The organism is Microlunatus ginsengisoli, assembly GCF_039537205.1.
In the GTDB taxonomy this organism is placed as follows: Bacteria; Actinomycetota; Actinomycetes; order Propionibacteriales; family Propionibacteriaceae; genus Microlunatus; species Microlunatus ginsengisoli.
Window position 1 is genome coordinate 179604 of the sequence record NZ_BAABAB010000017.1, and the last position, 26202, is coordinate 205805.

The following is a 26202-nucleotide window of genomic DNA, read 5'->3' on the forward strand; positions in this document are numbered from 1 at the left end:
ATTCACGGAATGAAGGAAAGCGGTTTCCGTCGACTGTAGAGAGCTGCGTCGGCGCTCGTCAAGCCGCTAGGATCACTCGCGCAGGAGCCACTGGCGGAAAGGGCGCCCGGAAATGCGTTCCGAAACGAGACCGGTGCGGATCAGCGATGTCGCGATCCGCGCCGGCGTGAGTCCGGGCACCGCGTCGAAGGCGCTGAACGGGACCGGTCAGCTGCGAGCGGAGACCCGCGACCGGGTGCACCGGGCCGCCGCCGAGCTCGGCTTCCGCCCGCACGGGCTGGCCCGAGCGCTGTCCCTCGGCCGCAGCTTCACGGTCGGGCTGCTGACCACGGACAGCTTCGGCCGGTTCAGCCTGCCGGTGATGCTCGGCGTGGAGGATGCGATGGGCGCCGGGGAGATGGCGGTGCTGCTCTGCGACACGCGGGACGACCCGCTCCGCGAGCGGCACTATCTCCGGACCCTGGTGGCACGTCAGGTCGACGGCCTGATCCTGACCGGACGCCGGACCGAGCCGCGGGTGCCGGTCGAGGTGCCGAACTCACTTCCGGTGGTGTACGTCTTCCGGCCGTGCGCCGACCCGGCCGCGACCTCGATCGTGGTCGACGACGCCGGCGGGGCCCGGCTGGCGGCCGAGCACGTGCTCGGTCTGGGCCGCCGTCGGGTGGCGGTGATCACCGGCCCGCCGTCGCATCTCGCCGCCCGCACCAGGGCCGACGCCGTTGTCGCCACGCTGTCCGGGCAGGGCTTGGCGCCGGCCGGACCGGTGCAGTTCGGCGAGTGGAGCGAGCGGTGGGGGCGGCTTGCCGCCACGAGCCTGATCCGCCGCGGCGAGGAGGTCGACGCGATCCTCTGCGGCAGCGATCAGATCGCCCGCGGGGCGTGCGACGGACTGCGCGAGGCCGATCTCCGGGTGCCCGACGACGTGGCCGTGGTCGGCTTCGACAACTGGGATGTGATGGCGCTGGCGTGCCGACCGCCGCTGACCACAGTCGATCTGGAGCTGCAGCAGCTGGGCCGGCAGGCCGCCGCCCTGCTGCTCGATGCGATCGCCGGCGAGGTCAGGCCCGGCCGGCACCAGATCGCGCCGCGGCTGGTGATCCGGGAGTCGAGCGTGGGTGCCTGACGGCCGGGCCGGCTAGCCGGTCTTGCGCCGGAACGTCCGCTTCGCGTCGACCGGGCCGTGTCCGTGCACGTGCTGCGGACCGTCGTCGATGTGGTCCTCGCCCCGCCGGCCCTTCTTCGCCTCCAGTGCTTCGCGGAACTTGCGCTTGGTCTCCTCGGCCGGGTCGACCGCCTTCTCGTTCTGGTCAGCGCTCATGGTCCATTCTCACCCGACCGGCCGCGGCCGGCCGCGGCCACCCCCACGTCGCCACCCCGGAGTTGTCGCTGACGACTCGAAGGTGTGCGAGCCGCTGGCACTAACTCTGCGACGGCCAGCTGCTCGGCGGCCACGACCGGTCGCCACCCTGCGTGCCGCCCGATCGCGGCGAGCTGCTCGGTGTCGCGGACGAGGCGGGCCGGCTGAGCGTGGTGGCCGAGCCGGCCTCGTCACGCAACGGATCCTCCTCGCCGGCGCCGGTCTCGCCGGGGGCAGCGTTCGACCCGGGCTCCGAGGCGGCAGCGGCGCCCGACTCGGCGGTCGCGGTCGCCAGCACCTCCGCCTCCGGCGCGAGCTTGACCGCGGTGCCGAAGGCCGCGACCTCGCTCAGCGACTGGGTGATCTCGCTGCAGTCGTAGCCGAAGCCGACCACCGCGTCGGCACCCGCGCCGACCGCCATGTCGATCATCTTGGTGACCGCGTCCTGCCGGGACCGGGTCAGCATGGTCGCGTAGCCGTCCAACGGGTTGCCGGCCCGCAGCTCCGGTGGCAGCTCGCGCGGCCGGACCACCACGCCGACCACGTCGCCGAGCACCGCCGCGATCTCGCGACCGGGCACGGCGGCCACCGACACCACCGGGATCGCCCGGGCCGGCAGGACCGGGCGGGCCACGCTGGCGGGCTGTGGTGTCCAGCCGGGCGGCTGACCAGGGCCCTGTTGCGGCCCGGGACCCTGCTGCGGGCCGGGCCGGGGACCCTGCTGGCCGTAGGGGTTCTGACCGGGCTGGCCGTACGGCTGCTGTGGTCCGGGTTGCTGGGGTCCGGGTTGCTGGGGTCCGGGCTGGCCCCACGGCTGCTGACCCGGGCCCTGACCCGGCTGCTGCGGAGGTCCCCACGGCTGCTGGCCCGACGGCTGGCCGTACGGCTGCTGCGGCTGGCCGTACGGTTGCTGGCCCTGGCCGTACGGATTCCCGGGCTGGTTCTGGCCGGGCTGGTTCTGCCCGTACGGGTTGGGCTGCTGGCCGTAGTTGCTCATGGCGACAACCTATCCACGGCCGGGCGCCGGCCGGCGTCAACCCAGCTGGGTCATCTCCACCGTCACGAACATCTCGGACCTGCCGCCGGAGTACGTCCCGCGCAGCGGGGCGACGTCGCCGTAGTCCCGGCCGTGCCCGACCCGGACGTACGCGTCGGTGATCCGGCCGGCCAGGGTCGGGTCATAGGCGACCCAGCTGCCGCACCACCACTCGATCCAGGAGTGGCTCTCGCCGCTGACGGTGGTGTTGGGCTGTGCACTGCCCGGATGGAGGTAGCCGGAGACGTAGCGCGCCGGCAGACCGATCGAGCGCAGCGCGCCCAACGCCAGATGGGTGTAGTCCTGGCAGACCCCGCGACCCTGGGACCAGACCTCGGCCGCGCTGCTGGTGACGGTGGTCGACCCGGTCTCATAGCTCAGCCGCTCGGCGATCAGCCGGCACACGTCGAGCGCAGCCAGTCGGGGCGGCTGGTCGGCCCGCTCCGCGGCGAGCGCGGCCAGCTCCTCGGGTGGCGTGGTGCGTTCGTTCACGGTGAGGAACTCCGCCATCGAGTCGATCACACCGCGGTCGTTGAGAGCGGCCCAGCCCAGATCGTTGCTGGGCACCTGACGGGTGGAGTCCCACGGCTGCTCGTCGCCGCGGGTCTCGACCACGGACTGGGCATGCACGGTCAGCCGCTTGTGCGGCTCGTGCAGCTCGAACGTGGTGACCTGGGTTCCCCAGTAGTCGGTGAAGGTGAAGCTCCACGCGGTGGGCTCGATGCCGACGCGGCTGGTCCAGACCGTCTGGTGGCTGGTCGTCGCGGGCGTCATCCGGGCCTCGTTGTAGGACGACGCCACCGACGTCGCGTAGCGGAAGCCGGTCTTGTGGTCGATGCTGATCCGCATCTCAGCGGGTCCCTTCCCTGATCCAGGCCCGTGGGTCGGCGGCGGCGAAGAACGCGGACGCGGCGATGTCGGAGACCTCGGCGCAGACGTCTTGGACTCGAGTCATCTCCGCCTCCAGGTCGGCCACGACCTCGTCGATCGACGCGTACTCCAGGTGAGCCCGGAGCCGGCCGAGCCGGCGCTGGGCCTGCTCGGTCGCGGCGTGCGCGGGCTTCGTCGTGGAGACCTTGTCCAGGCAGTCCGAAGCGGCCACCAAGCCGTGCATCACCGAACGCGGGAAGCGCGCGTCGACGATCAAGAACTCGGCCGCGCCGGCATCGGAGTGCACGCCGCGATAGGTCCGCAGGAATGCGTCATGGCCGCCCGCGCCGCGCAGCACCTGGGGCCACTGGGTGGTGCCGGTGGCCGGGGCGGCGGAGGCCACCATCCGGGAGGTCATGTCGGCCTGCTCGAGGCTGCGGCCGAGCAGCAGATACTGCCAGCCGTCGTCGCGGACCATCGTGGTCCGCGCCAGCCCGGAGAACAGGGCGCTCCGTTCACGGGCCCAGTCGCAGAACCCGTGCGCCTGGCTGAGCTGCAACCGGCCGGAGGGCAGGTTGTGCCAGGTGGTGTTGATGCACTGCCACAGCTCCGCCGGGATCACCTCGCGGGCTCGGCGGGCGTTGTCCCGGGCGGCGGCCCAGCAGGCGAAGATCGAGCTCGATTCCCGCGCGTCGTAGCCGAGCACCCGGAGCAGGTCGTCCTTGCCGGGGTGCTCGATGTCGTCGATGCCCATCAGCGCGAGCAGGTTCGCGCACGACTCGCTCTCCGAGGCCGGATTCGTCTCCAGCATCACGCGCAGATGGGTCTGCAGCAGCCGGGCCGTGTCGTCGGCGCGCTCGACGTAGCGGCCGATCCAGAACAATGCCTCGGCGATCCGGCTCAGCACGGGTGATCTCCCTCGCGCCGCACCTCGACCGGCTCGGCGCGGGTGGCCGGGCTCTGCTGCTGCTGCTCCTGCTGCGGCTCCCCCCGGCGGACCAGGTCGGGCGCCAGACCCGGCGGTCTGCTGATCACCATCGGCACGACCGGCTGCCGCGGCGGAACCGGCTTGGGCTCGGTCTCCGCGTCCGCCACCTCGTCGACCTCCAGGTCGTCCTCAGTGGACTCCTCCTCCTCGTCCTCGTCCTCGGCGTCGCGCGGCGGGTGGTGCAGCGGGGCGCTGAGCACCCAGGTGTCCTTGCTGCCGCCGCCCTGGCTGCTGTTCACCACCAGCTCGCCCTCGGGCAACGCGACCCGGGTGAGCCCGCCGGGCAGGACGTACACGTCGTCGCCGGTGTTGACCGCGAACGGCCGCAGATCGACGTGCCGGGGTGCGAGCGTGTCGTTGATGAACGTCGGCACGGTGGACAGCTGCACCAGCGGCTGCGCGATCCAGCCGCGCGGATCGGCCACCACCCGCCGGCGCAGCGCGTCCAGCTCCTCGCGGCTGGCGTGCGGGCCGATCACGATGCCCTTGCCGCCGGAGCCGTCCACCGGCTTCACCACCAGCTCGTCCAGCCGGTCCAGCACCTCGGCGCGGGCGTCGTCCTCCTCCAGCCGCCAGGTGTCGATGTTGCGGATGATCGGCTCTTCGTGCAGGTAGTAGCGGATCAGGTCGGGGACGTAGGTATAGATCAGCTTGTCGTCGGCGACACCGTTGCCGATCGCGTTGGCCAGCGCGACGCCGCCGGTCCGCACCGCGTTCACGATGCCCGGGATGCCGAGCATCGAGTCACTGCGGAAGTGCACCGGGTCCATGAAGTCGTCGTCGAGCCGGCGATAGATCACGTCGACCCGTTGCAGGCCCTCGGTGGTGCGCATGTACACCTTGCCGCGCCGGCACTCCAGATCGCGGCCCTCGACCAGCTCGACGCCCATCGTGCGGGCGAGCAGGGTGTGTTCGAAGTAAGCGGAGTTGTAGACGCCAGGGGTGAGGACGACGACGTTCGGGTCATCCACGCCGTGCGGCGCCGCGTTGCGCAGGGCGGTCAGCAGTCGCTGCGGGTAGCTGCCGACCGGGCGGATCCGCTGGTTGCTGAACGCGGCCGGCATGGCGGTGAGCATGGCGGTGCGGTTCGTCATCACGTACGACACGCCGCTCGGCACCCGGACGTTGTCCTCCAGCACGCGTACGTCCCCGGCCGGGGTGCGGACCAGGTCGACCCCGGCGACGTGGACCCGGACGCCGTTCGGCGGCTCGATCCCCCAGACCGCCCGGTGGTAGTGGGTCGAGGAGGTGACCAGCTGGCGCGGGATGACACCGTCGCTGATCACCCGGGCATCGGAGTAGACGTCGGCGAGGAACGCCTCCAGCGCCTTCACCCGCTGGGCCACGCCGGACTCGATCGTCTCCCACTCCGCCGACGCGATCACCCGCGGCACGAGGTCGAGCGGGAACGGCCTCTCCACCCCGCCCACGTCGAAGGTCACGCCGGCCTGGAAGTAGTTGTTGGCCAGGAATTCCGCGATCACCTTGAGCTCGTCCTTGGTGGCGCGCTCCAGCGATCGGAAGACTGCCTGGTACGACGGCCGGACCTCGCCGGACTCGTCGATCATCTCGTCGAACGCGACCCCCGCACGGTAGCTCGCCAAGACGTCCTTCATGGCGCAGAACCTTACTCAGCCGAGTATTACCGCGACGTAACACCTCGACCGGTGTCGGCGAGCCCGATCAGACTCCGCGGCAGAGCCGGCGGATCGCCGCCGCGGCTCCGGCCCGGTCGGTCAGCAGCACCTGCGACCAGCTGCCCCGGTCGAGATCTGCCGGGTGATCGTCGAGATCGGCCGCCAGCCGGGCCCAGCGGGCGCAGTGCCGGTCGAACGACGCGGCCGGCAGCACGCGGCCGCGCTCGACCTGGCCGGTCCGGGACAGCTCGGGGCCGGTGTCGACGTACAGCAGGGCCGGTTGCCAGCCCAGCCGGCGCGCGGCCTGGACGAACCGGAGCCGCCGCCGTGACCGGGTGCTCGGCTCGTGCACGACGAGCACCCGGCCGCTGCTCGGGCCCATGACGAGGTGGCCGAGCAGGCGGGCGGTGTGGAGCCCGTGCACCAGCCACCGCCAGGCGCGGTAGGGCACGGCGGCGCCGATGGCGGCGCGCAGCGGGCGGTAGACGTCCTCGGGGTCGATGGCGATCAGCTCGGGGAGCTGACGGCGCGCGGCCCGGATGGCGGTGGTCTTCCCGGCACCGGGAATGCCGCCGACACAGATCAGGTCCGGGGTCGTGGACCGGCGGGCCGCGCCGGAGCTCGCGACAGCGGCAGCGGCGTCGTCTCGGGTCGGGGCGGATCCGGCGCTCATGACGTTCAAGGATGCGGGAGCCACCCAAGCGCCGCCTGTGGGTGAGCCGTGACCTGCGCGACGCTGCCCGGTCCGGCGGAGCGGGCCCGGTCCGAACACGCCAGTCCGAATAGGCTGGGCCGGTGCCAGCGGACGAGAGCGTGCCCGAACAGATCAGGGTTCGGCGGGAGAAGCGGGACCGGCTGATCGCCGAGGGCGGCGAGCCGTTCCCGGTCGACGTGCCCCGGACGTCCACGCTGGCCGAGGTGAGGGCCCGGTGGGCCGGGCTGGCCACCGGCGAGGAGACCGAGGACGTCGTCTCGGTGACCGGCCGGGTGGTGTTCGTGCGCAATACCGGCAAGCTCTGCTTCGCCACCCTGCAGGAGGGCCTGTCGCTGGACTCGTCGGGCGAACGGCTGCAGGTGATGCTGTCGCTGGCCGAGGTCGGCGAGGAATCGCTGGCGCGCTGGAAGGCCGATGTCGATCTCGGTGACTTCGTCTCCGTCACCGGCCGGGTGATCTCGTCCAAGCGCGGCGAGCTGTCGGTGCTGGCGACCTCGTGGCAGCTGGCCAGCAAGGCGCTCCGGCCGATGCCGACGCTGCACAAGGAGCTGTCCGACGAGACGCGGGTCCGGCAGCGCTACGCCGACCTGGTGGTCCGGGAGGCGGCCCGCGACATGGTCCGGACCCGGGCGGCGATCACCCGGAGCGTGCGGGAGTCGCTGCACGCCATGGGATTCGTGGAGATCGAAACGCCGGTCCTCCAGCTCGTCCACGGCGGCGCCCACGCCCGTCCGTTCAACACCCACCTGAACGCGTTCGACACCGACATGACGCTGCGGATCGCGCTCGAGCTGTTCCTCAAGCGGGCGGTGGTCGGCGGGGTCGAGCAGGTGTACGAGCTGGGCCGGATCTTCCGCAACGAGGGCATCGACTCCACCCATAGCGCGGAATTCACGATGCTCGAGGTCTATCAGGCCTGGGGTGATCAAACCAGCATCGCCCAGGTCATCAAGAAGATCATCCTGGACGTGGCCGACCTGCTCGGATCCCGGGTGATCAGCACGCCGGCCGGCGAGATCGATCTCGACGGTGACTGGCGCTGGCTCGGCGTCTATCCGGGGCTGTCCGAGGTGGTGGGCGAGGAGATCACCCCGCAGATCGCCGCGGAACAGTTGCGCAAGATCGCCGAGCGACACGACATCCCGCTCGATCCGGCCTGGGACGAGCAGAAGATCGTGATGGAACTGTTCGGTGAGCTGGTCGAACCGACGCTGATCCAGCCGACATTCGTCTGCGACTATCCGCCGGCGGCCCAGCCGCTCGCCCGGCCGCACCGCAGCGACCCGGACCTGATCGAGGCGTGGGACCTGATGATCGGTGGTCTCGAGCGCGGCACCGGGTTCTCCGAGCTGATCGACCCGGTGATCCAGCGGGAGCGGCTGACGGCACAGTCGCTCGCTGCCGCCGCGGGCGATCCGGAGGCGATGCAGCTGGACGAGGACTTCCTGGCCGCGCTGGAGTTCGGCGCGCCCCCGATGGGCGGTCTCGGCCTGGGGATCGACCGGCTGGTGATGCTGTTCACCAATGCGGGGATCCGGGAAACGATCTTGTTCCCGCTGCTCCGCCCGGAGGACTGACCCGCCCGCCTGCTGGCGTTCTACTCGACGGCGTTGCTATCCGGCCGGCGCTGCTATTCGGCCTGGGAGGTGGACTCGGCCTTCCATGCCGTGGTCGGCGTCTGCAGCGGTCCGACCTCGACCGGCTGCCGGCCGTAGCGTCGCTGGACGTCGTTGCACGCCTCGCAGGTGGACGCCGGGATGACGCCCACGCGCATCAGCTGGGCGAACAGCCAGCAGCCGGCGCAGAAGCCGATCACCGACTCCATCAGCGCGAAGACCAGCACGACGGTGATCAGTGCGGACGCCAGCATCGTCGCGCCGAAGCCCAGGCCGGCGATCGCCGCCAGTCCGGTGAGCGTCAGCCCGATCGCCTGGGCGAACCGCTTCGGCGGTCCCGGCACCCAGATCGGCGCGCCGAGCCGAGGCGCGATCACCCGGGTCGCGAGCTGGCCGAGCACGCTCAGCCTCGGCCCGGTGAGCACCCGAGCCAGGAAGCCGGCGGCGATCACGACGAGCAACCACTCCCAGCCGGTGAGCAGGGTGAGGATGCAGAGCAGCGCGACGCCGCCTGCCACGGCGCGCGCCGCCTTCTCGTTGACCGGGTTGGGAAAACCCAGCACCCCCGTAGTGCTCACGATCGACAGGCTAGAGCCGCCCGGCGGGCTGAGCCAAGGGACGGCGACCACCTGTGAGCTTCCTGTGATCAAGTTTCGTGACCCAGATCACGGAAGAAGCAGCGCCGAGTCCCCGAATTCATGCCAGCGATAGCGGTGGTCTGCAGCGGCGTCGTACGCCCGTTGAGTGAGCTCCGATCCGGCGACAGCCTCTACCAGCAAGAGATGTGAGGCCTCCGGGTCGTGCCACCCGGTGATCAATCCGTTGATCGTACGAATGGGCCGTAACGATGAGATCACGATTTCGGTCCAGCCGGACTCGGCCCGCACAAGTCCGTCGATGTCCGCGGCCGATTCGACCGCTCGGGTGGCGGTGGTGCCGACCGCCACGACGCGGTGTCCCGCCCGGCGGGTGGCGTTGATCAGCTCGGCGCTGGCGGCCGGCACCCGGAACCACTCGGCCGGCGGACCCTCGCCGGCCTCTTGGGAGGAGACCGACGTATGCAGCGTGATCGGCGCGAAGGCGATCCCGCGGGTGACCAGCCTGGTCACCAGCTCGGCGGTGAACGGGCGGGCGGCCGACGGCATCTCGGCGCTGCCGGGATGGAGGGCGAACACGGTCTGATAGTCCTCGATCGGGAAGCGCTCTCGCAGATAGCCGTAGCTGATCGGCCTGCCGTGACGTGCCAGGTAGTCGCCGACCGGCCCGCCTGCGTCGAGCCGGGCCCGCCAGAGCCGGTTGCCGGCGCCGGTCGGGGAGGATCCTTCGTGCGGGTAGGCCGACAGCAGGGTCAGCAGCGCATCGCCCGGCAGGTCGATCCGCTCGCCGGCCCGCCCGTCCAGCACGGGGCGGGCCGCATCCGGCGACGTCCTGAGCTCGACCACCCGGCTGCCGTCGGCGAGCCGGTTCGCGACGTGGACGACCACGGGTGTCCGGCCGCGTCGTGCGTCGAGCTGCCCGGGAACCGTGGCGGAGGTGTTGACCACCAGCAGGTCGCCGGGCTCGAGGTACTGGTCGAGATGGGTGAAGGTGGTGTGGCGAAGCTCGCCGGGTGTCCCCACCAGCATCCGGACGCTGTCGCGCCTCTCGCCACGTGCCTCCGGCGGCGCGTCCGCGGTCAGGTCGGCGGGCGGGGAGAATCGCGTGCTGGGCTGCTCGTGCAGGACCGTCATCGATGGCTGCCTTCCAGGACGGGGAGATCGGCGGCGCGGTAGCGTCCGCTCGGCAGGTCGGACCCCGCCAGCCCGGCGAGCCGGGGCGCGACGTCGGCCGGATCGGGCCGGTCGCTGATGTCCTCGCCGGGGAACGCGGCCTGGTGCATCGCGGTGCGCATGTCGCCGGGATCGACTGCGTAGAAGCGATATGTCGGCTGCTCGACCGCCAGCGTCAGTGTCACGTGGTCGAGCGCGGCCTTGGATGCGCCGTAGCCGCCCCAGGTCGGGTAGTGCTCGACGGCGGCGTCCGACGAGATGTTGATCACCGCCGCGCCCGAGCCGAGTCGCGGCAGCACGGCCTGGATCAGCGCGACCGGCGCGATCACATTCACGCTCCACAAGCGATCCAGGACAGCCGCAGCGATCTCGCGAAGCGGGGGTAGCGGGCTGGCTCCCAGCTCGCTGGCGTTGTTGATCAACAGATCGACCCGATCACCGGCGGCCGCGACCAGGCTCGCCCGGTGCGCGGCGTCGGCCACGTCGCCGGCGATCGCGATGACGGTGGTGTGCTCGGCCAGCTCGTCGCGGACCGCGGCCAGCGGTGCGGGTCGGCGGCCGTCGATGACCAATCGCCAGCCGTCGGCGGCCAGCCGCCGGGCCAGCGCCCGGCCGAGGCCCGCCGAGGCGCCGGTCAGGATGGCGGTGCGGGCGTCGTTGTCGTGTGCGTACATCATGCAGCCAGTATTGAACTTGAAGTGAACTTTAGATCAAGGCCTTGCGCCGGATCGATCGGATCGGGAGCCGGCCGGGGAGCGGGTCAGGCCGGGTCGCGGAGGTCCAGCCAGGCGACCTGGTCGGGGGTCAGCCGGACCCGAAGGGCCGCCATCGACGAGGCGCTCTCGGCGATGGTCCGCGGCCCGAACAGGGGGTAGGTCGGGAACGGCTGGTGCAGGACGTACGCCAGTGCGATCGCGGTCGGGGCGACGCCGAACTCGGCGGCGAGGTGCTCGGCCCGGCGGAGCCGCTCGAAGTTGGCGTCGCTGTAGTAGCAACGAACCAGTTCCGGGTCGCGACGGTCGTCGGGGTGCGCCCGCCCGGCGAAGAACCCGCGGGCCTGCGACGACCACGGGAACAGCGGGAGCTGGCGCTCGACCAGCCAGCGCTTCGACGCGGGGTCCGTGACGTGTTCGCAGCCCGCCCACGGGACGTCGTACGCCTCCGCCAGCCCGAAGTGATTGCTGAGCAGCGAGAACGAGTGCCTGCCGGCGCGCTCGGCGTACGCGTTGGCGGCGTCGATCCGTGCCGGTGACCAGTTCGAGCCGCCGAAGGCGCGGATCCGCCCGGCCCGCAGCTCGGCATCGAGCACGTCGACGAACTCGTCGACACCGACGGCGAGGTTGTCCCGGTGCATCAGGTACAGGTCGGCATGATCGGTGCCGAGCCGCTCGAGCGACTCGCCGAGCTGGCTCGAGATCGACTCCGGGTCGCAGTGCGGGGTGTGGGCGCCCTTGACGATGATCGCCACCCGGTCGCGGACTCCACGGTTGGCGATCCAGCGGCCCAGCAGCCGCTCCTGCCGGCCGTCGCCGTAGATGTAGCCGGTGTCGAAGGTGTTGCCACCGGCCGCGAAGAAGTGGTCGAACACGGCCGACGCGTGCGGCAGGGTCTGCTGGTTGTCGCAGCCCATCACCAGTCGCGAGACGGCCAGCTCGACACCGGGAATCCGGCCGGTCGGCATCGCGGCCTCGGCGCTGACCCGGAGCGGTCGGCCGGACACGGTGGGCAGGTCGGCATCGTCGGCCTCGAACGGGTAGCGCAGACCGAGTTGCTCCCGCCAGGCGTCGAGCGCCCGCGCGTTGCCGAGCGAGTCGTCCAGGCTCATCTGTGGCGTATCGCCGGTCTGGGTGGCCCGCGCGAGCCCCTCGGCCTCCAGCCCGTACGGCAGGTCGCCGCCGAACTCGATCACCTCGGGACCGCCCTCGGTGGTCGTGATCGTGATCCGCTGGCTGGTGCCCATGGTCCACGGGTCGTCGAGGTGCAGGACGCCGCGCGCCCCGTATACCCGGAGCACCTGGGGCTCGTCCAGCCGGACGCCGGTGCGCACGGTCGCGCCGATCCCGCCGGGGAAGGTGAGCGCGGCCACCGCCCACTCGTCCACGCCGGTGGGCCCGAGGGTGCCGCGGGCCCGGACATCCGTCGGCTCCGCGAACGGGCGGCCGGTGGCCGCGCCGGCGACCGCGCGGGCATACGACACCGGGTACCCACCGACGTCGAGGATGCCGCCGCCCGCGATGCCCGGGTCGAACAGCCGCCCGGTCCGCTGCTCGACCCGGAACGCGAAGGAGGCATCGATGTGCAGCATGTCGCCGACCGCGCCGGCCGCGACCAGCTCGAGGACGCGGCGGGTCTGGGGGTGGAAGCGGTACATGTACGCCTCCACCAGCGTCCGGCCCGTCGTCCGCGCTACCTCGGCCATGGCCATCGCGGCGGCGTGATTGGCGGCCAGCGGCTTCTCGCACAACACGTGCTTGCCGGCCTCCAGGGCGGCGATGGTCAGCTGCGGGTGAGTCGTGTGCACCGTGGCGACGTAGACGGCGTCCACCCCGGGGTCCCCGAGCACGTCCTCGTACGTCCCGGTGCGGAGGTCGGACGGGTCAGCGCCGATCTCTGCGGCGTGTTCCGCCGCGAACCGGGCGGCCCGGGCCGGATCGGAGCTGCCGATGGCCACCAGCCGCGCCCCGGGACAGGACGGCAGCTGGCTGACGAACCGGCGGGCGATCGCCCCCGGGCCGAGTACCGCCCAGCGCAGACGAGGGATCCCATCGTTCTCAGCCATCCCACCACTATCGGTCAGCCGCCTGGATCGCCGGCGGCCACCCTGATTCTGTCCCTCCAGTGGTCCCGCGGGGCCCGGAATCGCCCGTCGTGCCGCGCCTGGAGGGACGAAATCAGGGAATCAGCGAGCCGGGTCGGAGCCGTCGCGGGCGAAGTCGATCACGGTCAGCCCCGCCGGCGGCTTCGGCCGGCTCATCTCGGCCAGCGCGGCCGGAGCCTCGTCCAGGGTGATGGTCCGGCCGATCAGCCGGTCCGGCTGCAGCTTGCGGCGGGCGATCAGCTCCAGCATCGGCGGGTAGTCGATCGCCGGCATCCCGTGCGAACCGAAGATCTCCAGCTCGTGCGAGATCACCCGGTCCATCGGCACGGCGGTCAGCGCGTCGTCGCCGAGCAGCAGCCCGACCTGGACATGGCGACCGCGGCGGCGCAGGCTGCGGACGGCCGCCGCCACGATTGCCGGCGAGCCGATGGCATCGATGCTGAGGTGGGCGCCGCTGTCGGTCAGGTCGTGGATCACCGCCGCCGGATCCGAGGCGTCCGCCCGGACGGTCTCGGCGGCCCCGAGGTCGGCGGCTGCGTCCAGCGCCCGGGCCGACACGTCGACCGCGATCACCCGGGCCTTCAACGCGGTGGCGATCATCACCGCCGACAGCCCGACCCCGCCGCAGCCGAAGACCGCCACCGTTTGGCCGGCCTCGATCCGGCCGTGCCCGACCAAGGCGCGATAGGCGGTGGCGAACCGGCAACCGAGGGCGGCCGCCGCGGTCATCGGGACGCCCTTGGGCAACGGAACGAGATTGGTATCGGCGGCGTGCACGACGACGTACTCGGCGAAGGAGCCGGCGTGGGTGAAGCCGGGCTGAGTCTGCTGGGGGCAGACCTGGGCGTCGCCGCGCCGGCACAGGTCGCAGCGCCCGCAGCCGCAGACGAACGGTGCGGTCACCCGGTCGCCGACCTTCGCCAGCTTCACCTTGGGCCCGACGGCCGCCACGGTTCCGGCGAACTCGTGGCCGGGGATGTGCGGCAGCGGGACCGGCTCGTGGCCCTGCCAGGCGTGCCAGTCCGACCGGCAGACGCCGGTCGCGGCGACCTTGATCACCACACCGCCCGGCGGCGGCTCCGGCCGGTCGACCTCCCGCACCTTGGGCGTCCGTCCGGCGGCCTTGTAGACCACCGCGCGCATGGTGGGCATGTCAGCGCCGTTCCGGCGGCCCGGCGCCGTCCACCGGATCGCGCAGGTCGGAGAAGTCCCCGAAGTCGTCGTCGTCGCCGGAGCGCCGGCCGAACCGGAACCGCCCGCGGCGCCGAGCCGGCGCCTCCTCAGCCGCTACCGCATCGGCAGCGGACCCGTCGTCGTCCGCAGCCTCGTCGTCCGCAGCCTCGTCGCTGGGGCGGCGGTCGACATCGTCCACCACTCCGGCCGGCTCGTCGGCGACACCGGCGTCGGTGCCTGTCTCGACCTCCGCCGCTGCGGCGCCCCGATCATCGCCGGCCGCGCTCGCCGCGCCGTCGGCGTCACCGGTCTCGACGGGCTCCAGATCGTCCCCGATGTCCGCTGCGGATTCCTCCTCGGTCGTCGTCGCCGAGGGCTCCGCCTCCGCGGGCCGGGCGGCGGTCGGGCGGGTGGCCGCAGCCGTTCGCCGTCGGGTCGACGCGGACGCGGAGGCACGGTTCCGGTGGGCGCCGCTGACCCGGACCACGGCCACTCCGATCGCGGTGGTCAGCGGCACGGCCAGCACGAGCCCGATCGAGCCGACCAGCGTCCGGATCACCTCGGCGGCGAACTGCTCGGTCTGGATCACCTGCAGCAGCGGCCGGTCATAGATCGCGATCAGCAGCAGCACCGGCAGCACCGCGCCGGCCGTGGCGAACGCGATCGTATAGACGGTCGAGGCGATGTGATCGCGGCCGATCCGCATCGCCCGGGAGAACAGCCGGCGTTGGTCTGGATCGGTGTCGGCCAGCTCCCAGACGGCGGACGCCTGGGTGATCGTCACGTCGTTCAGCACACCGAGGCCGGCGACGATGATGCCGCAGACCACGACCGAGGTCAGCTGGAGGTCGGGTGCGGCGGCGGACAAGACGTAGTCGTCCTCCGAGGACACCCCGGTCAGATGTGCCCAGCGGGTGGCCAGCCAGCCCAGCGCGGCGACCATCACCAGCCCGAACAGCGTGCCCAGCAACGCGGTCGTGGTGCGGGCGGAGAAGCCGTGGGCGGCGTACAGGGCGACGAACATGATCGCCGACGAGCCGATCAGACCGACCGCGATCGGATTGGTCCCGATCACCAGGGCCGGGAACATGAACTTGATCATGATGAAGCCGGCGAAGGCGAGGCCGAGCAGTGCTGCGAACCCGCGCCAGCGGGCCACCGAGATCACCGCGATGGCGAACAAGATCGCGATCACCGCCAGCGGCGACCGGCGCTCGAAGTCGGAGAACTGGTACTGCGCCGGTTGTCCGTCGGCGGGCGGGATCCTGATCAGTACGACCTTCTGGCCGATCTCCAGACCGGAGGAGACGATCGGCGCGGTCAGCGGGATGCCCTCGACCTTCTTGCCCTGATCCTCGCCCTGGAGCACCTCGACGGCGATGTTGGCGCAGCCCGCGCTCGACTTGTCCGGGGTGGAGCCGGCGAGGCCGTCGCAAGCGATCGGCTGGATGGCGGTGACCCGCCCCGTCGGATACGTCACCCCCGCCACGTTGTAGCCGCTCACATCGGAGTTGATGTGGCTCCGCACGTCGTGCGGCCACAGCGCGATCAACCCGACGGCGGTCCAGATGGCCAGCGGGATCAAGGCGATGACCATGATCCGAAGCGCCCGCCGGTGCCGGGCGAGGTCGGCCGCCGACAACTCGGTGTCGTCGATGTGCGTGTGGGTCAACGTCCTCCGCCTAGTCTTGTGCCTCGTGAGCCGATCGAGCTGGGCCGGAGGCCACGGTCGGACCCCATTGAACCCGACCGACGGCGACGGGGCCCAGACGCCGGCCCCGCGTGGACGCCACCGCGAGACGCGCTCCCGAGTTTCGAGCGGCACACAATCTACCCCGAACGCGCGTCGACCCACCCCGGACGGACGTCGAGTCGGCCTGGTCGCGGTGATCGCGGGCGTGCTGGTGGGCGTGGTGGGGGTCGCCGGCCTCGGCCTCCGGTCGGTCGACCGGGACGGGTCCGCGCCGCCCGCGGCGGCCGCGCCGCTTCCGGTATCGGCGAGCACCGCAGCGACGTCGATCTCCACGCCGCCGGCCGTGGTCGCGCCGCCGGCCGAGCAGCCGCCCGCGACGCGCCGGCCGGTGGCCGAGCCGATCACCGTGCCGGCCCGCGGCCCGGGCACGTACCGGCACGCGAGGCTCGGTCTCGCCGCTCCGCGCGGATCCGGCCGGGTGATCCGGTTCGACGTCCGGGTCGAGAAGGGGCTCGCGCTGGACCCGAAGACGGTCGCTCGCCAGATTCACGCGACGCTGGCCGACAAGCGGTCGTGGCGGGCGACCGACCACGTCCGCTTCCAGCTCGTCTCCGACCCGTCGCGCGCCCGGCTGCACGCGTACGTCGTCACGCCGAGGACCACCGACCGGCTCTGCTATCCGTGGATGACCCGCGGACAGGTGTCGTGCCAGAACGGCAACCGGGTGGTGCTGAACGCGCGACGCTGGGTGTTCGGCGCGAAGGCGTACGGCAAGGACGTGACGAGCTACCGGGAATACCTGGTCAATCACGAGTTCGGGCACGCGCTGGGCTACAACCACGTCCGGTGCCACGGCAAGGGCCGCCGGGCACCGGTGATGATGCAGCAGACGAAGGGCCTGCACGGTTGCCGGCCGAACCCGTGGCCCGCGGTCGCCCGGCGATGACGAATCTGGATCGGCCGGCCGAACCGCCCGCCGGACCCGACGTCTGGCTGCGGCCGATGCCGCTGGAGACCGCGGCGGCGTTGCTGCGGGGGGAACGGGTCGGCGCCGCTGCGCCGCCGTGGCACCCGGACTATCCGCTGCCGGACACCGTGGTGGGGGTGCGGCTGCTGACCGAGGCCCACCGGCTGTCCGGCTGGTCCGGCTCGTCGATCCCGCGCTGGTGGATCCACCAGATCGTCGCCGACGGGACGGTCGTCGGCGACATCGGGTTCCACGGGCCGCCGGCGCCGGACGCGCCGGCGGCGGCGGTGGTCGAGATCGGCTATGCGCTGGTGGACGAGGTGCACGGCCGCGGGATCGCGACCGCCGCGCTGTGCCGGCTGCTGGCCCTGGCCCGCCGGGACGGTGCCGCCGCCGTCGTGGCCGAGGCCGATCCCGACAACGTCGCGTCCCGCCGGGTGCTGGCGAAGGCCGGATTCCGGCCGCGCGCCGACGGGGTGTTCGAGGTCCGGCCATGAGCGTCGGCAGGGCCGAGGACGCGCCCAGCCGGGTGCTGCGGCTGGGCCGCCCGGCCAGCCTGGAGATCACGCTGAAGCTGCAGCGCCGCGGCCCGGGTGACCCCACCCACCGGCGGGACGGGCCGCTGTGGTTCCGGGCGACGAGGACCCCGGAGGGACCGGCGCTGGTCAAGCTGCTGCTGGCCGGCGACACGGTCAGCGCCCGGGCCTGGGGCGCGGGAGCGGACTGGGCGCTGGACCAGCTGCCGCGGCTGGCCGGCGCCGGCGACGAGGCCGCGGCCGAGTTCGTCCCGCGGCCGGAACACGCACCCTTGGTCGCGGCGCACCGGCGCTGGCCGCACTATCGGGTGGGCGCGACCGACGCCGCGTTCGAGGCGCTCGCGCCGGCCTGCATCGAGCAGGTCGTGACCGGCAAGGAGGCCTTCCGCGCCTGGCGGCTGCTGGTCACCGAGTACGGCGAGCCGGCGCCCGGGCCGGCACGCGACCCGGGCTCGCCGGCGTACGGGATGCGGATCCCGCCCGAGCCGGAGGTCTGGGCCCGGATCCCGAGCTGGACGTTCCTGGCCGCCGGGGTGGAGGAGCGTCGCAGCCGCAGCCTGGTTCGCGCGGCCCGGCGCGCGGCGGCGGTCGAGCGGACCCTCGGGCGGCCGAGCGCGGAGGTGGACCGGGCGCTGCGCAGCCTGCCGGGCGTGGGCCCGTGGACGTCGGCCGAGGTGCGCCAGCGGGCGCACGGCGACGCCGACGCGTGGAGCATCGGCGACTACCACGTCGGCAAGCAGATCACGTACGCCCTACTCGGGGAGGCGCTCGACGACGACGCCTGCCTGGAGCTGCTGGAGCCGTACCGCGGGCACCGGTTCCGGGTCCAGACGCTGCTTTCGCTGACCGCGCCCGCGCCACCGCGCCGCGGTCCCCGGATGACGCTGCCGACGCACACCCCGTACGCCACCCGCGGCCGCTCCTGACGCCCGTTGTCCGGCCCGGATCCCCCCGGCCGCTCTCCGGAAACTGTGCAGCTCTCGCAGGCTCCGCCGGCGTGTCGCTGCAACAGCGGCACAGTTTCCGGGGACGGGAGCGGGGTGCAGGCGGGTCAGTTGGTGGAGGAGGCGGTGAGCCGGGTGCTGTTCTGGTCCGACTTCTGCTCCAGGCCCTCCAGCGTGGTGGAGCCGGGCAGGCAGAGGGTGAACTCGGCGCCGCCCTGGGCGGACCGGCCGGCCTTGACCCAGCCGCCGTGCCGCTCGACGGTGCGCGCCACGATGGACAGGCCGAGACCGGTGCCGGGAGTGTTGCGGGCGGTGTCGGCGCGATAGAACCGGTCGAAGATGTAGGGCAGGTCCGCCTCGTTGATGCCCGGGCCCTGATCGGCCACCCGGAGCCGGTCGCCCTCGAGCTGCACCCGAACCACGCCGCCGGGCGGGCTCCACTTGACGGCGTTGTCGAGCAGGTTGGTCACGGCTCGCTCGAGGGTGTCGGACTCGCCGACGACGTACAGCGGGTTGAGTTCGACGTCGAAGGTGAGCCCGGGCCCCCGCAGCCGGACCCGGTCCAGCGCGGCGTTCACGACGTCGCGGAAGTCGATCGGCTCCGGCGCGGCGGCGACCTCCTCGTCCCGGGCCAGCTGGACCAGGTCGCCGATCAGGGTGGTGAACTCCGCCAGCTGGGCGGACACGTCGCTGAGGATCTCGGTCCGGTCCTCCGGCCGGAGCATCCCGGTCCGCGCGTCGGCCTGGAGCAGCTCGATGTTGGTCCGCAGGCTGGTCAGCGGCGTCCGCAGCTCGTGCCCGGCGTCGGCGATCAGCTGCTTTTGCCGATCCCGCGAGGACGCCAGCGAGGTCAGCATCCGGTTGAACTCCTCGGCCAGCCGGCTCAGCTCGTCGTTGCCGGTGACCGGGATAGGGGTGAGGTCGTCGGTGACGGCGATGTGCTCCACCGCCGCGGAGAGCTCGCGCACCGGCCGCAGGCTGGACCGGGCGACCGCCGCTCCGGCCACCGCGGCCAGCCCGACACCGGCGCCGCCGAACACGATCAGCACCAGCCAGAGCGAGCTCAGGATCCGGTTGGTCGCCTCCAGCGGGCGGCCGAGCACCATCGCATAGTTGCCGAGCTCGGTGATCGGCACGGCGACGATCCGGTACGGCGCCCCGTCGGTGGTGTAGCCGTTGCGCGCCGAGTAGCCCTGCTGGGTCTTGGCGATGGCCACCTCGTCCTGGCCGAGCACCAGGTGTGCCCGCTCGTCGGGCACGTAGAAGATGGTCCCGTCGGAGCGCACGGCCGCGGCACTGATGTTGCCCGCCCGCAGCGCCCGTTCGGTCAGGCCGCTCACCGTCCGGATGTCCTGTGCGGTGGGCACCGCGAGCGAAGACGCGGTCTCCACCATCTCCTGGTCCAGCGCCCGATACAGCGAGTAGCGCAGCGTGACGTAGCCGGCGACGCTGGTCCCGGCCACCGCCAGGGCAACCGCGATCATGGTCAGGTACGCCACCCGTCGCTGCAGCGGCAGCGAGCGCTGGGTGCGCTGTAGCCGGGCGACCAGTTCGGCACCCCAGGCCCGGACGCGGGCGGTGAGCCCGCTCCGACGCTCCTCGCCGAGCGTCTCGCCGCCGGGCGCGGCGGCCCGCGCCCGCCCGGCCCCGTCCTCGACCATGGTTACGGCGGGGTCTCGCGCAGCACGTACCCGACGCCGCGCACGGTGTGGATCAGCCGCGGCTCACCGTCGGCCTCGGTCTTGCGGCGCAGATAGCCGATGTAGACCTCGAGCGAGTTGGCGGTGGTGGGGAAGTCGAAGCCCCAGACCTCGTTCAGCAGCCAGCTACGGTCCAGCACCCGCCGCGGGTGCTCCATGAACGCCTCCAGCAGCGCGAACTCGGTCCGGGTCAGGTTGATCTGCCGGCTGCCGCGGAGCACCTCCCGGGTGTGGGTGTTCAGCACCAGGTCGGAGAACGTCAGGCTGTACGTCGACGGGTCGGCCGAGTCCGCCACCGTTCCGGCCCGCCGGACCAGCGCCCGGAGCCGGGCCAGCAACTCGTCCAGCGCGAACGGCTTGGCCATGTAGTCGTCGCCGCCGGCGTCCAGGCCGTCCACCCGGTCGCCGACCGCGTCCCGGGCGGTCAGCACCAGGATCGGTACGTCGTTGCCCGCCGCCCGCAGCATCCGGGTGGTCTCCAGCCCGTCCAGTCGGGGCATCATCACATCCATCACCACCGCGTCGGGCCGGACGGCGGCGAGCCGGGCGAGCGCGTACATCCCGTCTTCGGCGGTGCTGACCTCGTAGCCGTTGTATTCCAGCGAGCGTTTCAACGAGTCGCGTACGGCTTGATCATCGTCGACGACAAGGATGTGCATGGCCCCAAGCCTGCCAGACCCGTGCGCTCGCTCGGCTCCCCGCGGAACGCGTCAGGCTGCTTTCAGCAGACCCATAGATAGCTAGACGGCAATATTGCCAAACAGCTATACTCGACATCGTGTCAGCAGGTGTCTTCGAGGTCGTGGTCGAGCCGCACCGGCGGATCATCCTGGACGCATTGCGCGAGCGGGACCGCTCGGTCGGCGACCTGGTCGGGCTGCTCGGCCTGGCCCAGCCGACCGTGTCCAAGCACCTGAAGGCACTACGGGAGGCCGGGCTGGTGACCGTCCGGCCGCAGGCACAGCGCCGCTATTACCGGCTGCGACCCGAACCGCTGCGGGAGCTGGACGCCTGGCTCGAACCCTATCGACGCGCCTGGGCCGAGCGGCTGGATGCCCTCGGCCGACACCTGGACGCCGAGCACGAATCCGAGGAGGGAACTCGATGAGCACCGAGCACGATCCCGGCGATCTCGGCCGGGTGATCCGCGACGGCGGGCGGACCGGGCTGCGGTTCGTCCGGCACTATCCGCACCCGATCGCCCGGGTCTGGCGGGCGATCACGGACTCGACGCAGCTGCGGGCCTGGTTGCCGTGCGACATCGTCGGCGAGCGGGCCCAGGGCGCCGAGATCGCCTGCGAGTTCTGGCCCGCCCATGTGGCCAAGTACTCCATCCCCGATCCGGTGCTGACCGGCGAGATCCAGGTCTGGGAGCCGCCGCGGATCTTCCAGTGGACCTGGGGCGGCGACATCCTGCGCTTCGAGCTCGAGCCGGACGCGGTCTCGCGGACCACGCTGACGTTCACCACCTGGCTGATCGAGACGGGCGCCGAGGGAGCCGCCAACACCGCCGCCGGCTACCACGTCTGCCTGACCGCCCTGGATGCGCTGCTCGCCGGGAAGCCGATCTCCATCACCGACTCCGACGACCTGGTCACGCAGCTCGAGGCGACCTACGCCGTCGGCACACCTGGGCACTGACGCGAATCTGCCGCTCGATCGGCGATTCGAGCCGAAATCACCCCGATTTCGCATTCGAGTGGCGCAAACGCGTCAACGGTCGGCGCTCATTCGATGTCGTCCCGCGGCGCTTCGGACGCCGAATCGGCCTCGACCTCGACCACCGTCGTCGCCGGCGCCGAACGCTCCCACAGCACAGCACCGAGGCAGGCGGTCACCACCCAGCTGACCCCGATCACGCCGCACCAGGTGATGATGGCCATGGCGACGCCGATCGGCCCGAAGCCCGTCCAGCCGGCCAGCATCGGTGGGAAGACCAGCCGCACGCTCAGCGGCAGCACGATGCCCTGAATCACCATGCCGGCCAGCCCCGCCTTCAGCAGGAAGCGGCCGCCGCGCCAGCCTTCGCGGACCAACAGGGCCGGGGTTGCCGACCAGAACACCCAGATCGGCACCAGCGACACGGCGAGCAGGCCGATCTGGGTGCCGATCGTGTGGTCACCGCCGAAGGCGATCCGATCGCGGGAGGTCAGGGTGAGCAGATACAGCAGGAACCACAGTGTTCCGCGCCAGAGCCGGTGCCAAAAGCCCAGCATCTCGCGCCGCCACGCCTTGGCGAAGATCGCGGCAACGCTGACCGCCATCGGGATCCCCCAGACCAGGAAGCCCGCCAAGCCGATCACCGACCACGAGGACTGCAGGCCGCTGGCCGAGCCGAACGCGTTGCGGACCGCGTCGGAGGTCGCCCCGCTCAGCCCGGCCTCCCGATCGAACAGCGTGCCGACGTCGACGTTGGCGGCGAAGCCGCTGGCGTGACCGAAGCTGAGGATGATCAGCGGCAGCACGGTGGTGAACAACGTCACCGACAGCACGACCGACTGGTTGCCGCCGTCGACCTCGTTGAAGCGCTGCACGACGGCGACCCAGAAGGACACCCGCCGGCGCTGGGCCAGCGCGGTCAGCCGCGCATTGACCGCGTCGATCCGGGAGGTCCGCCCCCGATCGGCCGCCGCGACCGGTTCGGCCGGATCCGTCTCGTCCATGTTCACCTCGCTCGACCGGCGAGCGCTCGCTGCAGGTCGGTCGAGCGCTGTCCGGGCCGGTCACATCAAACCGCGCGACGCCGGCCGGGAACACCCTGCGCGGCTGGGTTCACACCGAACGGGTGATGGCCGAGACGAGGGAGCTGAAGACTGCGGTGCGATCGGTGCCGGTGTCCTCGAGCAGGTCGAGCACCTGGAGATGGTCGTGAGCGGCCGCCAGCAGCTGGACGGCATGGTCGATCGGGACGGTGAGTCGCAGGCCCGCGTGGGCGACGGCGTCGACGATCAGCTCGGCGACCTGATCCATGCACTCGTTGACGAACGCCAGATAGGGCGCGCGTAGCTCCGGGTCGCGGGCGGCGTAGAGCAAGAGCTCGCGGTCCGCCAGCAGGGTGTCGCGCGGTTCCTCGCTGCCGGAGAGCTCGAACGCGGACAGCGCGATCGCGAGCAGCTGCTCCGGAGTGCGGTCACCGGCCGCCTTCATCGTGTCCACCGCGCGCTGTGCGGCGGCATACTGCGTGGCGGCCCGGTGCTCGATCATCGCGAGGGCGAGCGCGGACTTGTCGGCGAAGTTGGAATAGAACGCCCCCCGGGTGAAGCCCGCCGCCTCGCAGATCTCCTCCACGCTGGCGCCGGGGATGCCGCGCTCGGCGAAGACGGCTCGCGCCGCGATCATCAGCCGGTCGCGGGTCTGCGCCCGGCGGGCCGTGATCGGCGGGTCAGCCTCGGTGGTCTGGCTCACGGGGTCCTTCGTGACTGTTCCGGCGATGGAGTGTGCGTGCTGCCGGATACAGTACTGTATCCGATACAACTTTGTATCCGCTTGAGTCCGAAGGGCGAAGCACGCGTGTCTTCCTTCTTGTACGGCCTCGCCCGGTCGGCGTTCCGACGGCGCGGGGTCTTCCTGCTCGTCTGGATCGCGGCCGCCGTCCTGATCGGCGGCTTCGCCGGCGTCGCGTCGGACAAGTTCGAGGAGAACTTCAGCCTGCCCGGGACCGAGTCGCAGACCGCGCTGGACACGCTGAAGCGGACGTTCCCGCAGTCGGTCGGCACCTCGGCCCAGGTCGTCGTCGTCGCGCCGGACGGCAAGACGGTCCGCGACGCCGCGATCGAGCAGGCGATCACCGAGAGCGGGAAGCGGTTCGAGCAGATCGACCAGGTCGACGGGGTGACCCTGCCCTACGACGAGCACGTCAAGAACCTGATCTCCGACGACGGCAGCGCCGCGATCATGATGGTCCGGCTGGACGCGGGCCAGGGCCAGATCGAGGACGCGACGTATACGGCGATGGAGGCCGAGACCGCCGCCCTCCAGCAGGCCATCCCAGGCTCGACCACCTCGATCGGCGGCGATGCCTACAACGACAACCGGCCCGGGCTGAGCATCGTCGAGGGCCTCGGCGTGGTGATCGCGCTGGTCGTGCTGCTGATCACGTTGGGGTCGTTGCGGGCCGCCGGGATGCCGTTGCTCACCGCGCTGCTCGGGGTCGGCATCACGATGGCCCTGATCTTCGCGGCGACCGGCTTCACCACGGTCTCCTCGACCACCCCGCTGCTGGCCTTGATGCTCGGCCTGGCGGTCGGCATCGACTACGCCCTGTTCATCGTCTCCCGGCACCGCGACCAGCTCGCCGCCGGGCTCGAACCGGAGGAGTCCGCCGCCCGGGCCGTCGCCACGGCCGGGTCGGCGGTGATCTTCGCCGGGCTCACCGTCATGGTCGCGCTGGCCGGGCTCGCCGTGGCAGGGATCCCGTTCCTGACCACGATGGGCGTGGCCGCCGCCGTCGGCGTCGCCGTCGCAGTGCTGATCGCGATCACCTTGCTGCCCGCCCTGCTCGGCTTCGCCGGGGCCAAGCTCACCCCCAAGAAGGCACGCAAGAAGGCGCCTGCCGACACCGAGGACTCGGTGCTCGGACTCGTCCACGAAGCTGCCGAGGATGAGCGTCCCCTTCGACAGGCTCAGGGCACAGCTGGGGAACGTGCCACGAGTTCGGAGGAACGGGCGCTGAGCTTGTCGAAGGGCGAAGATGCTCCGCCGACGAAGCCGAGGAGGCTCGGCTGGCAGCGGCGCTGGGTCGCGATCGTGACCAAGGTGCCGGCACTGACTATCGCGGTCGTGGTGCTCGGGCTCGGCGCAATGGCCATCCCGGCCAAGGACCTGCAGCTGGCCCTGCCCTCGAACCGGACGGCCGATCCGGGCAGTCACGGCCGGGTGACGTACGACCTGATCGACGAGCACTTCGGCGTCGGCTACAACGGACCGCTGGTGGTGTCCGCCCGGATCGTCACCAGCAACGATCCGCTCGGGGTGATGGACGGGATCGCCGACGACATCAAGAAGCTGCCCGGTGTGGCGAGCGTGCCGCTGGCGACCCCGAACGAGGACGCCACCATGGGCATCGTCCAGGTGGTGCCGACCACCGGGCCCGACGACCCGGCGACCAAGGACCTGGTGAAGCGGATCCGGGCGCTGGAGCCGCACTGGCAGCAGGAGTACGGCGTGCCGACCGCGGTCACCGGCTTCACCGCGGTGGCGATCGACATCTCCGACCGGCTCGGCGCCGCGCTGATTCCGTTTGGCATCTTGGTGGTCGGCATCTCGCTGCTGCTGCTGACCATGGTGTTCCGCTCGATCGCGGTACCGATCAAGGCCACCATCGGCTACCTGCTGAGCGTCGGCGCCGCCTTCGGCGCGACCGCGATGGTGTTCGAGTACGGCTGGGGCTCGTCGTTCTTCAACGTCGCTCAAACCGGTCCGGTGATCAGCTTCCTGCCGATCCTGCTGATGGGCATCCTGTTCGGCCTGGCCATGGACTACGAGCTGTTCCTTGTGTCGCGGATCCGGGAGGAGTACGTGCACGGGGACGACGCGCGGAGCGCGATCTCCGACGGGTTCGCGGCGTCGGCCCGGGTCGTCGTCGCGGCAGCGATCATCATGTTCTCGGTGTTCGCGGCGTTCGTGCCGGAGGGCGAGGGGCCGATCAAGACCATCGCGTTCGGGCTCGCGATCGGCGTCTTCGTCGACGCGTTCATCGTCCGGATGACCTTCGTGCCCGCCGTGCTGGCGCTGCTCGGCCGCTCGGCCTGGTGGCTGCCGCGCTGGCTGGACAAGATCCTGCCGACCTTCGACGTCGAGGGCGAAGGGTTGGCCCACCAGCTCGCGCTGCGCGACTGGCCGAGCCCGGACGACGACCATCTCGTGCTCTCCGACGGGCTGCGGCTGGCCGGCACCGATCGCGATCTGGCGCTGGCGGTTCGCCCCGGCGAGGTGCTGGTGGTCGACGGGCAGGTCAACTCTGGCAAGAGCGCCCTGCTGCTCACTCTCGCGGGCCGGATGAAGCTCCGCGGCGCCCATGGAGATCGAGCCCGGATCAAGATCGCCGGCCTGGTGCTGCCGCAGCAGTCCTCGGCGGTCCGGCGCAGCACGGCCATGATCGACTGCGCCCGGATCGACGGGCTGCGGACCGAGCTGCCCGCGATCCAGAGGCGGAAGCCGTCGGTGATCTTCGTCGACCACGCGGACGTACTGCAGCGCGGGGAGGACACCGCAGCGCTGGCCGAGCTGATCGACCGGACGGTGGCCGACGGGCGTTGTGTCGTGCTCGCCGCCCGCGACCGTGCACTGATCGAGGACCGCATCAACCGTCCGTACCGCTATCTCACCCTGGGCCCGGTACCCGACCTCGCCGACGCCCGGCTGTAGACGAACACACCACAAGG

The 26202-nt window shown here is 71.7% G+C and carries 24 protein-coding genes; 8 read left to right on the forward strand and 16 right to left on the reverse strand.

Going from position 1 to position 26202, the window contains the following annotated elements:
• The first annotated feature begins 133 nt into the window (after nt 1-133).
• A complete protein-coding gene (locus tag ABD747_RS13335) occupies nt 134-1123 on the forward strand; it encodes a LacI family DNA-binding transcriptional regulator (RefSeq protein ID WP_344805251.1) in 990 nt (329 codons plus the stop codon).
• A 12-nt stretch (nt 1124-1135) separates the two neighbouring features.
• On the opposite strand, the gene ABD747_RS13340 is transcribed toward ABD747_RS13335, so the two are convergent.
• The 6 genes from ABD747_RS13340 to ABD747_RS13365 form a co-directional block, all read right to left on the reverse strand.
• On the reverse strand, nt 1136-1318 hold the full coding sequence (locus ABD747_RS13340) for a DUF5302 domain-containing protein (RefSeq protein ID WP_344805253.1): 183 nt from the start codon (nt 1316-1318) through the stop codon (nt 1136-1138).
• A gap of 100 nt (nt 1319-1418) precedes the next feature.
• Complete coding sequence (locus ABD747_RS13345; RefSeq protein ID WP_344805255.1) at nt 1419-2354, reverse strand: YbjQ family protein; 936 nt, start codon at nt 2352-2354, stop codon at nt 1419-1421.
• A gap of 36 nt (nt 2355-2390) precedes the next feature.
• Nucleotides 2391-3242: a transglutaminase family protein gene (locus ABD747_RS13350; protein ID WP_344805257.1), complete on the reverse strand. Its 852-nt coding sequence runs from the start codon at nt 3240-3242 to the stop codon at nt 2391-2393.
• A 1-nt stretch (nt 3243) separates the two neighbouring features.
• A complete protein-coding gene (locus ABD747_RS13355) occupies nt 3244-4170 on the reverse strand; it encodes an alpha-E domain-containing protein (RefSeq protein WP_344805259.1) in 927 nt (308 codons plus the stop codon).
• Nucleotides 4164-5867, reverse strand: coding sequence for a circularly permuted type 2 ATP-grasp protein (locus tag ABD747_RS13360; protein WP_425562525.1), 1704 nt, complete (start codon nt 5865-5867; stop codon nt 4164-4166). The genes ABD747_RS13355 and ABD747_RS13360 overlap by 7 nt, the downstream gene beginning before the upstream one ends.
• Before the next feature lie 67 nt (nt 5868-5934).
• Nucleotides 5935-6561: an AAA family ATPase gene (locus tag ABD747_RS13365; RefSeq protein ID WP_344805261.1), complete on the reverse strand. Its 627-nt coding sequence runs from the start codon at nt 6559-6561 to the stop codon at nt 5935-5937.
• A gap of 152 nt (nt 6562-6713) precedes the next feature.
• Here ABD747_RS13365 and lysS point away from each other — a divergent pair, with 152 nt between their 5' ends.
• A complete protein-coding gene (gene lysS / locus ABD747_RS13370; RefSeq protein WP_344805393.1) occupies nt 6714-8180 on the forward strand; it encodes a lysine--tRNA ligase in 1467 nt (488 codons plus the stop codon).
• Nucleotides 8181-8233: 53 nt separating this feature from the next.
• On the opposite strand, the gene ABD747_RS13375 is transcribed toward lysS, so the two are convergent.
• From ABD747_RS13375 to ABD747_RS13400, 6 genes are all read right to left on the reverse strand, one after another.
• Nucleotides 8234-8797 (reverse strand): DUF4395 domain-containing protein, encoded by a 564-nt coding sequence (locus ABD747_RS13375; RefSeq protein ID WP_344805263.1) that lies wholly within the window; start codon nt 8795-8797, stop codon nt 8234-8236.
• 87 nt (nt 8798-8884) lie between these two features.
• Nucleotides 8885-9949 (reverse strand): S-adenosylmethionine:tRNA ribosyltransferase-isomerase, encoded by a 1065-nt coding sequence (locus ABD747_RS13380; protein WP_344805265.1) that lies wholly within the window; start codon nt 9947-9949, stop codon nt 8885-8887.
• Nucleotides 9946-10665 carry an SDR family oxidoreductase gene (locus ABD747_RS13385; RefSeq protein WP_344805267.1) on the reverse strand — a complete coding sequence of 240 codons (720 nt, stop codon included), beginning with the start codon at nt 10663-10665 and terminating at the stop codon, nt 9946-9948. Before ABD747_RS13385 ends, ABD747_RS13380 begins: the two co-directional genes overlap by 4 nt.
• 83 nt (nt 10666-10748) lie before the next feature.
• Nucleotides 10749-12767, reverse strand: coding sequence for an aldo/keto reductase (locus tag ABD747_RS13390; protein WP_344805269.1), 2019 nt, complete (start codon nt 12765-12767; stop codon nt 10749-10751).
• 120 nt (nt 12768-12887) lie between these two features.
• On the reverse strand, nt 12888-13958 hold the full coding sequence (locus ABD747_RS13395) for a zinc-dependent alcohol dehydrogenase family protein (protein ID WP_344805271.1): 1071 nt from the start codon (nt 13956-13958) through the stop codon (nt 12888-12890).
• Between the two features lies 1 nt (nt 13959).
• Nucleotides 13960-15651, reverse strand: a complete 1692-nt coding sequence (locus tag ABD747_RS13400; protein WP_344805273.1) for a YibE/F family protein — start codon at nt 15649-15651, stop codon at nt 13960-13962.
• 214 nt (nt 15652-15865) lie between these two features.
• On the opposite strand from ABD747_RS13400, the gene ABD747_RS13405 reads away from it, so the two are divergent.
• Genes ABD747_RS13405 through ABD747_RS13415 form a run of 3 tightly spaced genes read left to right on the forward strand, consistent with a single transcriptional unit; the run spans nt 15866 to nt 18101 of the window.
• Nucleotides 15866-16618 (forward strand): DUF3152 domain-containing protein, encoded by a 753-nt coding sequence (locus tag ABD747_RS13405; RefSeq protein WP_344805275.1) that lies wholly within the window; start codon nt 15866-15868, stop codon nt 16616-16618.
• Nucleotides 16615-17136, forward strand: coding sequence for a GNAT family N-acetyltransferase (locus tag ABD747_RS13410; protein ID WP_344805277.1), 522 nt, complete (start codon nt 16615-16617; stop codon nt 17134-17136). Before ABD747_RS13405 ends, ABD747_RS13410 begins: the two co-directional genes overlap by 4 nt.
• On the forward strand, nt 17133-18101 hold the full coding sequence (locus ABD747_RS13415; RefSeq protein WP_344805279.1) for a DNA-3-methyladenine glycosylase family protein: 969 nt from the start codon (nt 17133-17135) through the stop codon (nt 18099-18101). The genes ABD747_RS13410 and ABD747_RS13415 overlap by 4 nt, the downstream gene beginning before the upstream one ends.
• 125 nt (nt 18102-18226) lie before the next feature.
• Here ABD747_RS13415 and ABD747_RS13420 read toward each other — a convergent pair whose 3' ends face one another.
• Together ABD747_RS13420 and ABD747_RS13425 are read right to left on the reverse strand one after the other, a co-directional pair.
• Entirely contained in the window at nt 18227-19636 is a 1410-nt protein-coding gene (locus ABD747_RS13420) for a HAMP domain-containing sensor histidine kinase (protein WP_344805395.1), read from the reverse strand.
• 146 nt (nt 19637-19782) lie between these two features.
• Nucleotides 19783-20478 (reverse strand): response regulator transcription factor, encoded by a 696-nt coding sequence (locus ABD747_RS13425; protein WP_344805281.1) that lies wholly within the window; start codon nt 20476-20478, stop codon nt 19783-19785.
• Between the two features lie 119 nt (nt 20479-20597).
• Here ABD747_RS13425 and ABD747_RS13430 point away from each other — a divergent pair, with 119 nt between their 5' ends.
• Nucleotides 20598-20927 carry an ArsR/SmtB family transcription factor gene (locus ABD747_RS13430; RefSeq protein WP_344805283.1) on the forward strand — a complete coding sequence of 110 codons (330 nt, stop codon included), beginning with the start codon at nt 20598-20600 and terminating at the stop codon, nt 20925-20927.
• Nucleotides 20924-21460, forward strand: coding sequence for an SRPBCC domain-containing protein (locus tag ABD747_RS13435; RefSeq protein ID WP_344805285.1), 537 nt, complete (start codon nt 20924-20926; stop codon nt 21458-21460). Before ABD747_RS13430 ends, ABD747_RS13435 begins: the two co-directional genes overlap by 4 nt.
• A gap of 86 nt (nt 21461-21546) precedes the next feature.
• Here the strand turns inward: ABD747_RS13435 and ABD747_RS13440 are convergent, their stop codons facing one another.
• Together ABD747_RS13440 and ABD747_RS13445 are read right to left on the reverse strand one after the other, a co-directional pair.
• The gene (locus ABD747_RS13440; RefSeq protein ID WP_344805287.1) at nt 21547-22482 is read right to left on the reverse strand and encodes a hypothetical protein; all 936 of its coding nucleotides are present in this window, start codon (nt 22480-22482) and stop codon (nt 21547-21549) included.
• 109 nt (nt 22483-22591) lie between these two features.
• On the reverse strand, nt 22592-23224 hold the full coding sequence (locus ABD747_RS13445) for a helix-turn-helix domain-containing protein (RefSeq protein WP_344805288.1): 633 nt from the start codon (nt 23222-23224) through the stop codon (nt 22592-22594).
• Nucleotides 23225-23329: 105 nt separating this feature from the next.
• On the opposite strand from ABD747_RS13445, the gene ABD747_RS13450 reads away from it, so the two are divergent.
• Entirely contained in the window at nt 23330-26185 is a 2856-nt protein-coding gene (locus ABD747_RS13450; protein ID WP_344805290.1) for an MMPL family transporter, read from the forward strand.
• Nucleotides 26186-26202 lie beyond the last annotated feature (17 nt).

What these genes read in the sequence shown, in the direction of transcription:
- ABD747_RS13390 (WP_344805269.1), bottom strand. Translation starts at nt 12,767, where the DNA reads ATGGCTGAGAACGATGGGATCCCTCGTCTGCGCTGGGCGGTACTCGGC.
- ABD747_RS13415 (WP_344805279.1), top strand. Translation starts at nt 17,133, where the DNA reads ATGAGCGTCGGCAGGGCCGAGGACGCGCCCAGCCGGGTGCTGCGGCTG.
- ABD747_RS13345 (WP_344805255.1), bottom strand. Translation starts at nt 2,354, where the DNA reads ATGAGCAACTACGGCCAGCAGCCCAACCCGTACGGGCAGAACCAGCCC.
- ABD747_RS13410 (WP_344805277.1), top strand. Translation starts at nt 16,615, where the DNA reads ATGACGAATCTGGATCGGCCGGCCGAACCGCCCGCCGGACCCGACGTC.
- ABD747_RS13340 (WP_344805253.1), bottom strand. Translation starts at nt 1,318, where the DNA reads ATGAGCGCTGACCAGAACGAGAAGGCGGTCGACCCGGCCGAGGAGACC.
- ABD747_RS13360 (WP_425562525.1), bottom strand. Translation starts at nt 5,867, where the DNA reads ATGAAGGACGTCTTGGCGAGCTACCGTGCGGGGGTCGCGTTCGACGAG.
- ABD747_RS13350 (WP_344805257.1), bottom strand. Translation starts at nt 3,242, where the DNA reads ATGCGGATCAGCATCGACCACAAGACCGGCTTCCGCTACGCGACGTCG.
- ABD747_RS13365 (WP_344805261.1), bottom strand. Translation starts at nt 6,561, where the DNA reads ATGAGCGCCGGATCCGCCCCGACCCGAGACGACGCCGCTGCCGCTGTC.
- ABD747_RS13395 (WP_344805271.1), bottom strand. Translation starts at nt 13,958, where the DNA reads ATGCCCACCATGCGCGCGGTGGTCTACAAGGCCGCCGGACGGACGCCC.
- ABD747_RS13380 (WP_344805265.1), bottom strand. Translation starts at nt 9,949, where the DNA reads ATGACGGTCCTGCACGAGCAGCCCAGCACGCGATTCTCCCCGCCCGCC.
- ABD747_RS13385 (WP_344805267.1), bottom strand. Translation starts at nt 10,665, where the DNA reads ATGATGTACGCACACGACAACGACGCCCGCACCGCCATCCTGACCGGC.
- ABD747_RS13435 (WP_344805285.1), top strand. Translation starts at nt 20,924, where the DNA reads ATGAGCACCGAGCACGATCCCGGCGATCTCGGCCGGGTGATCCGCGAC.
- ABD747_RS13425 (WP_344805281.1), bottom strand. Translation starts at nt 20,478, where the DNA reads ATGCACATCCTTGTCGTCGACGATGATCAAGCCGTACGCGACTCGTTG.
- ABD747_RS13440 (WP_344805287.1), bottom strand. Translation starts at nt 22,482, where the DNA reads ATGGACGAGACGGATCCGGCCGAACCGGTCGCGGCGGCCGATCGGGGG.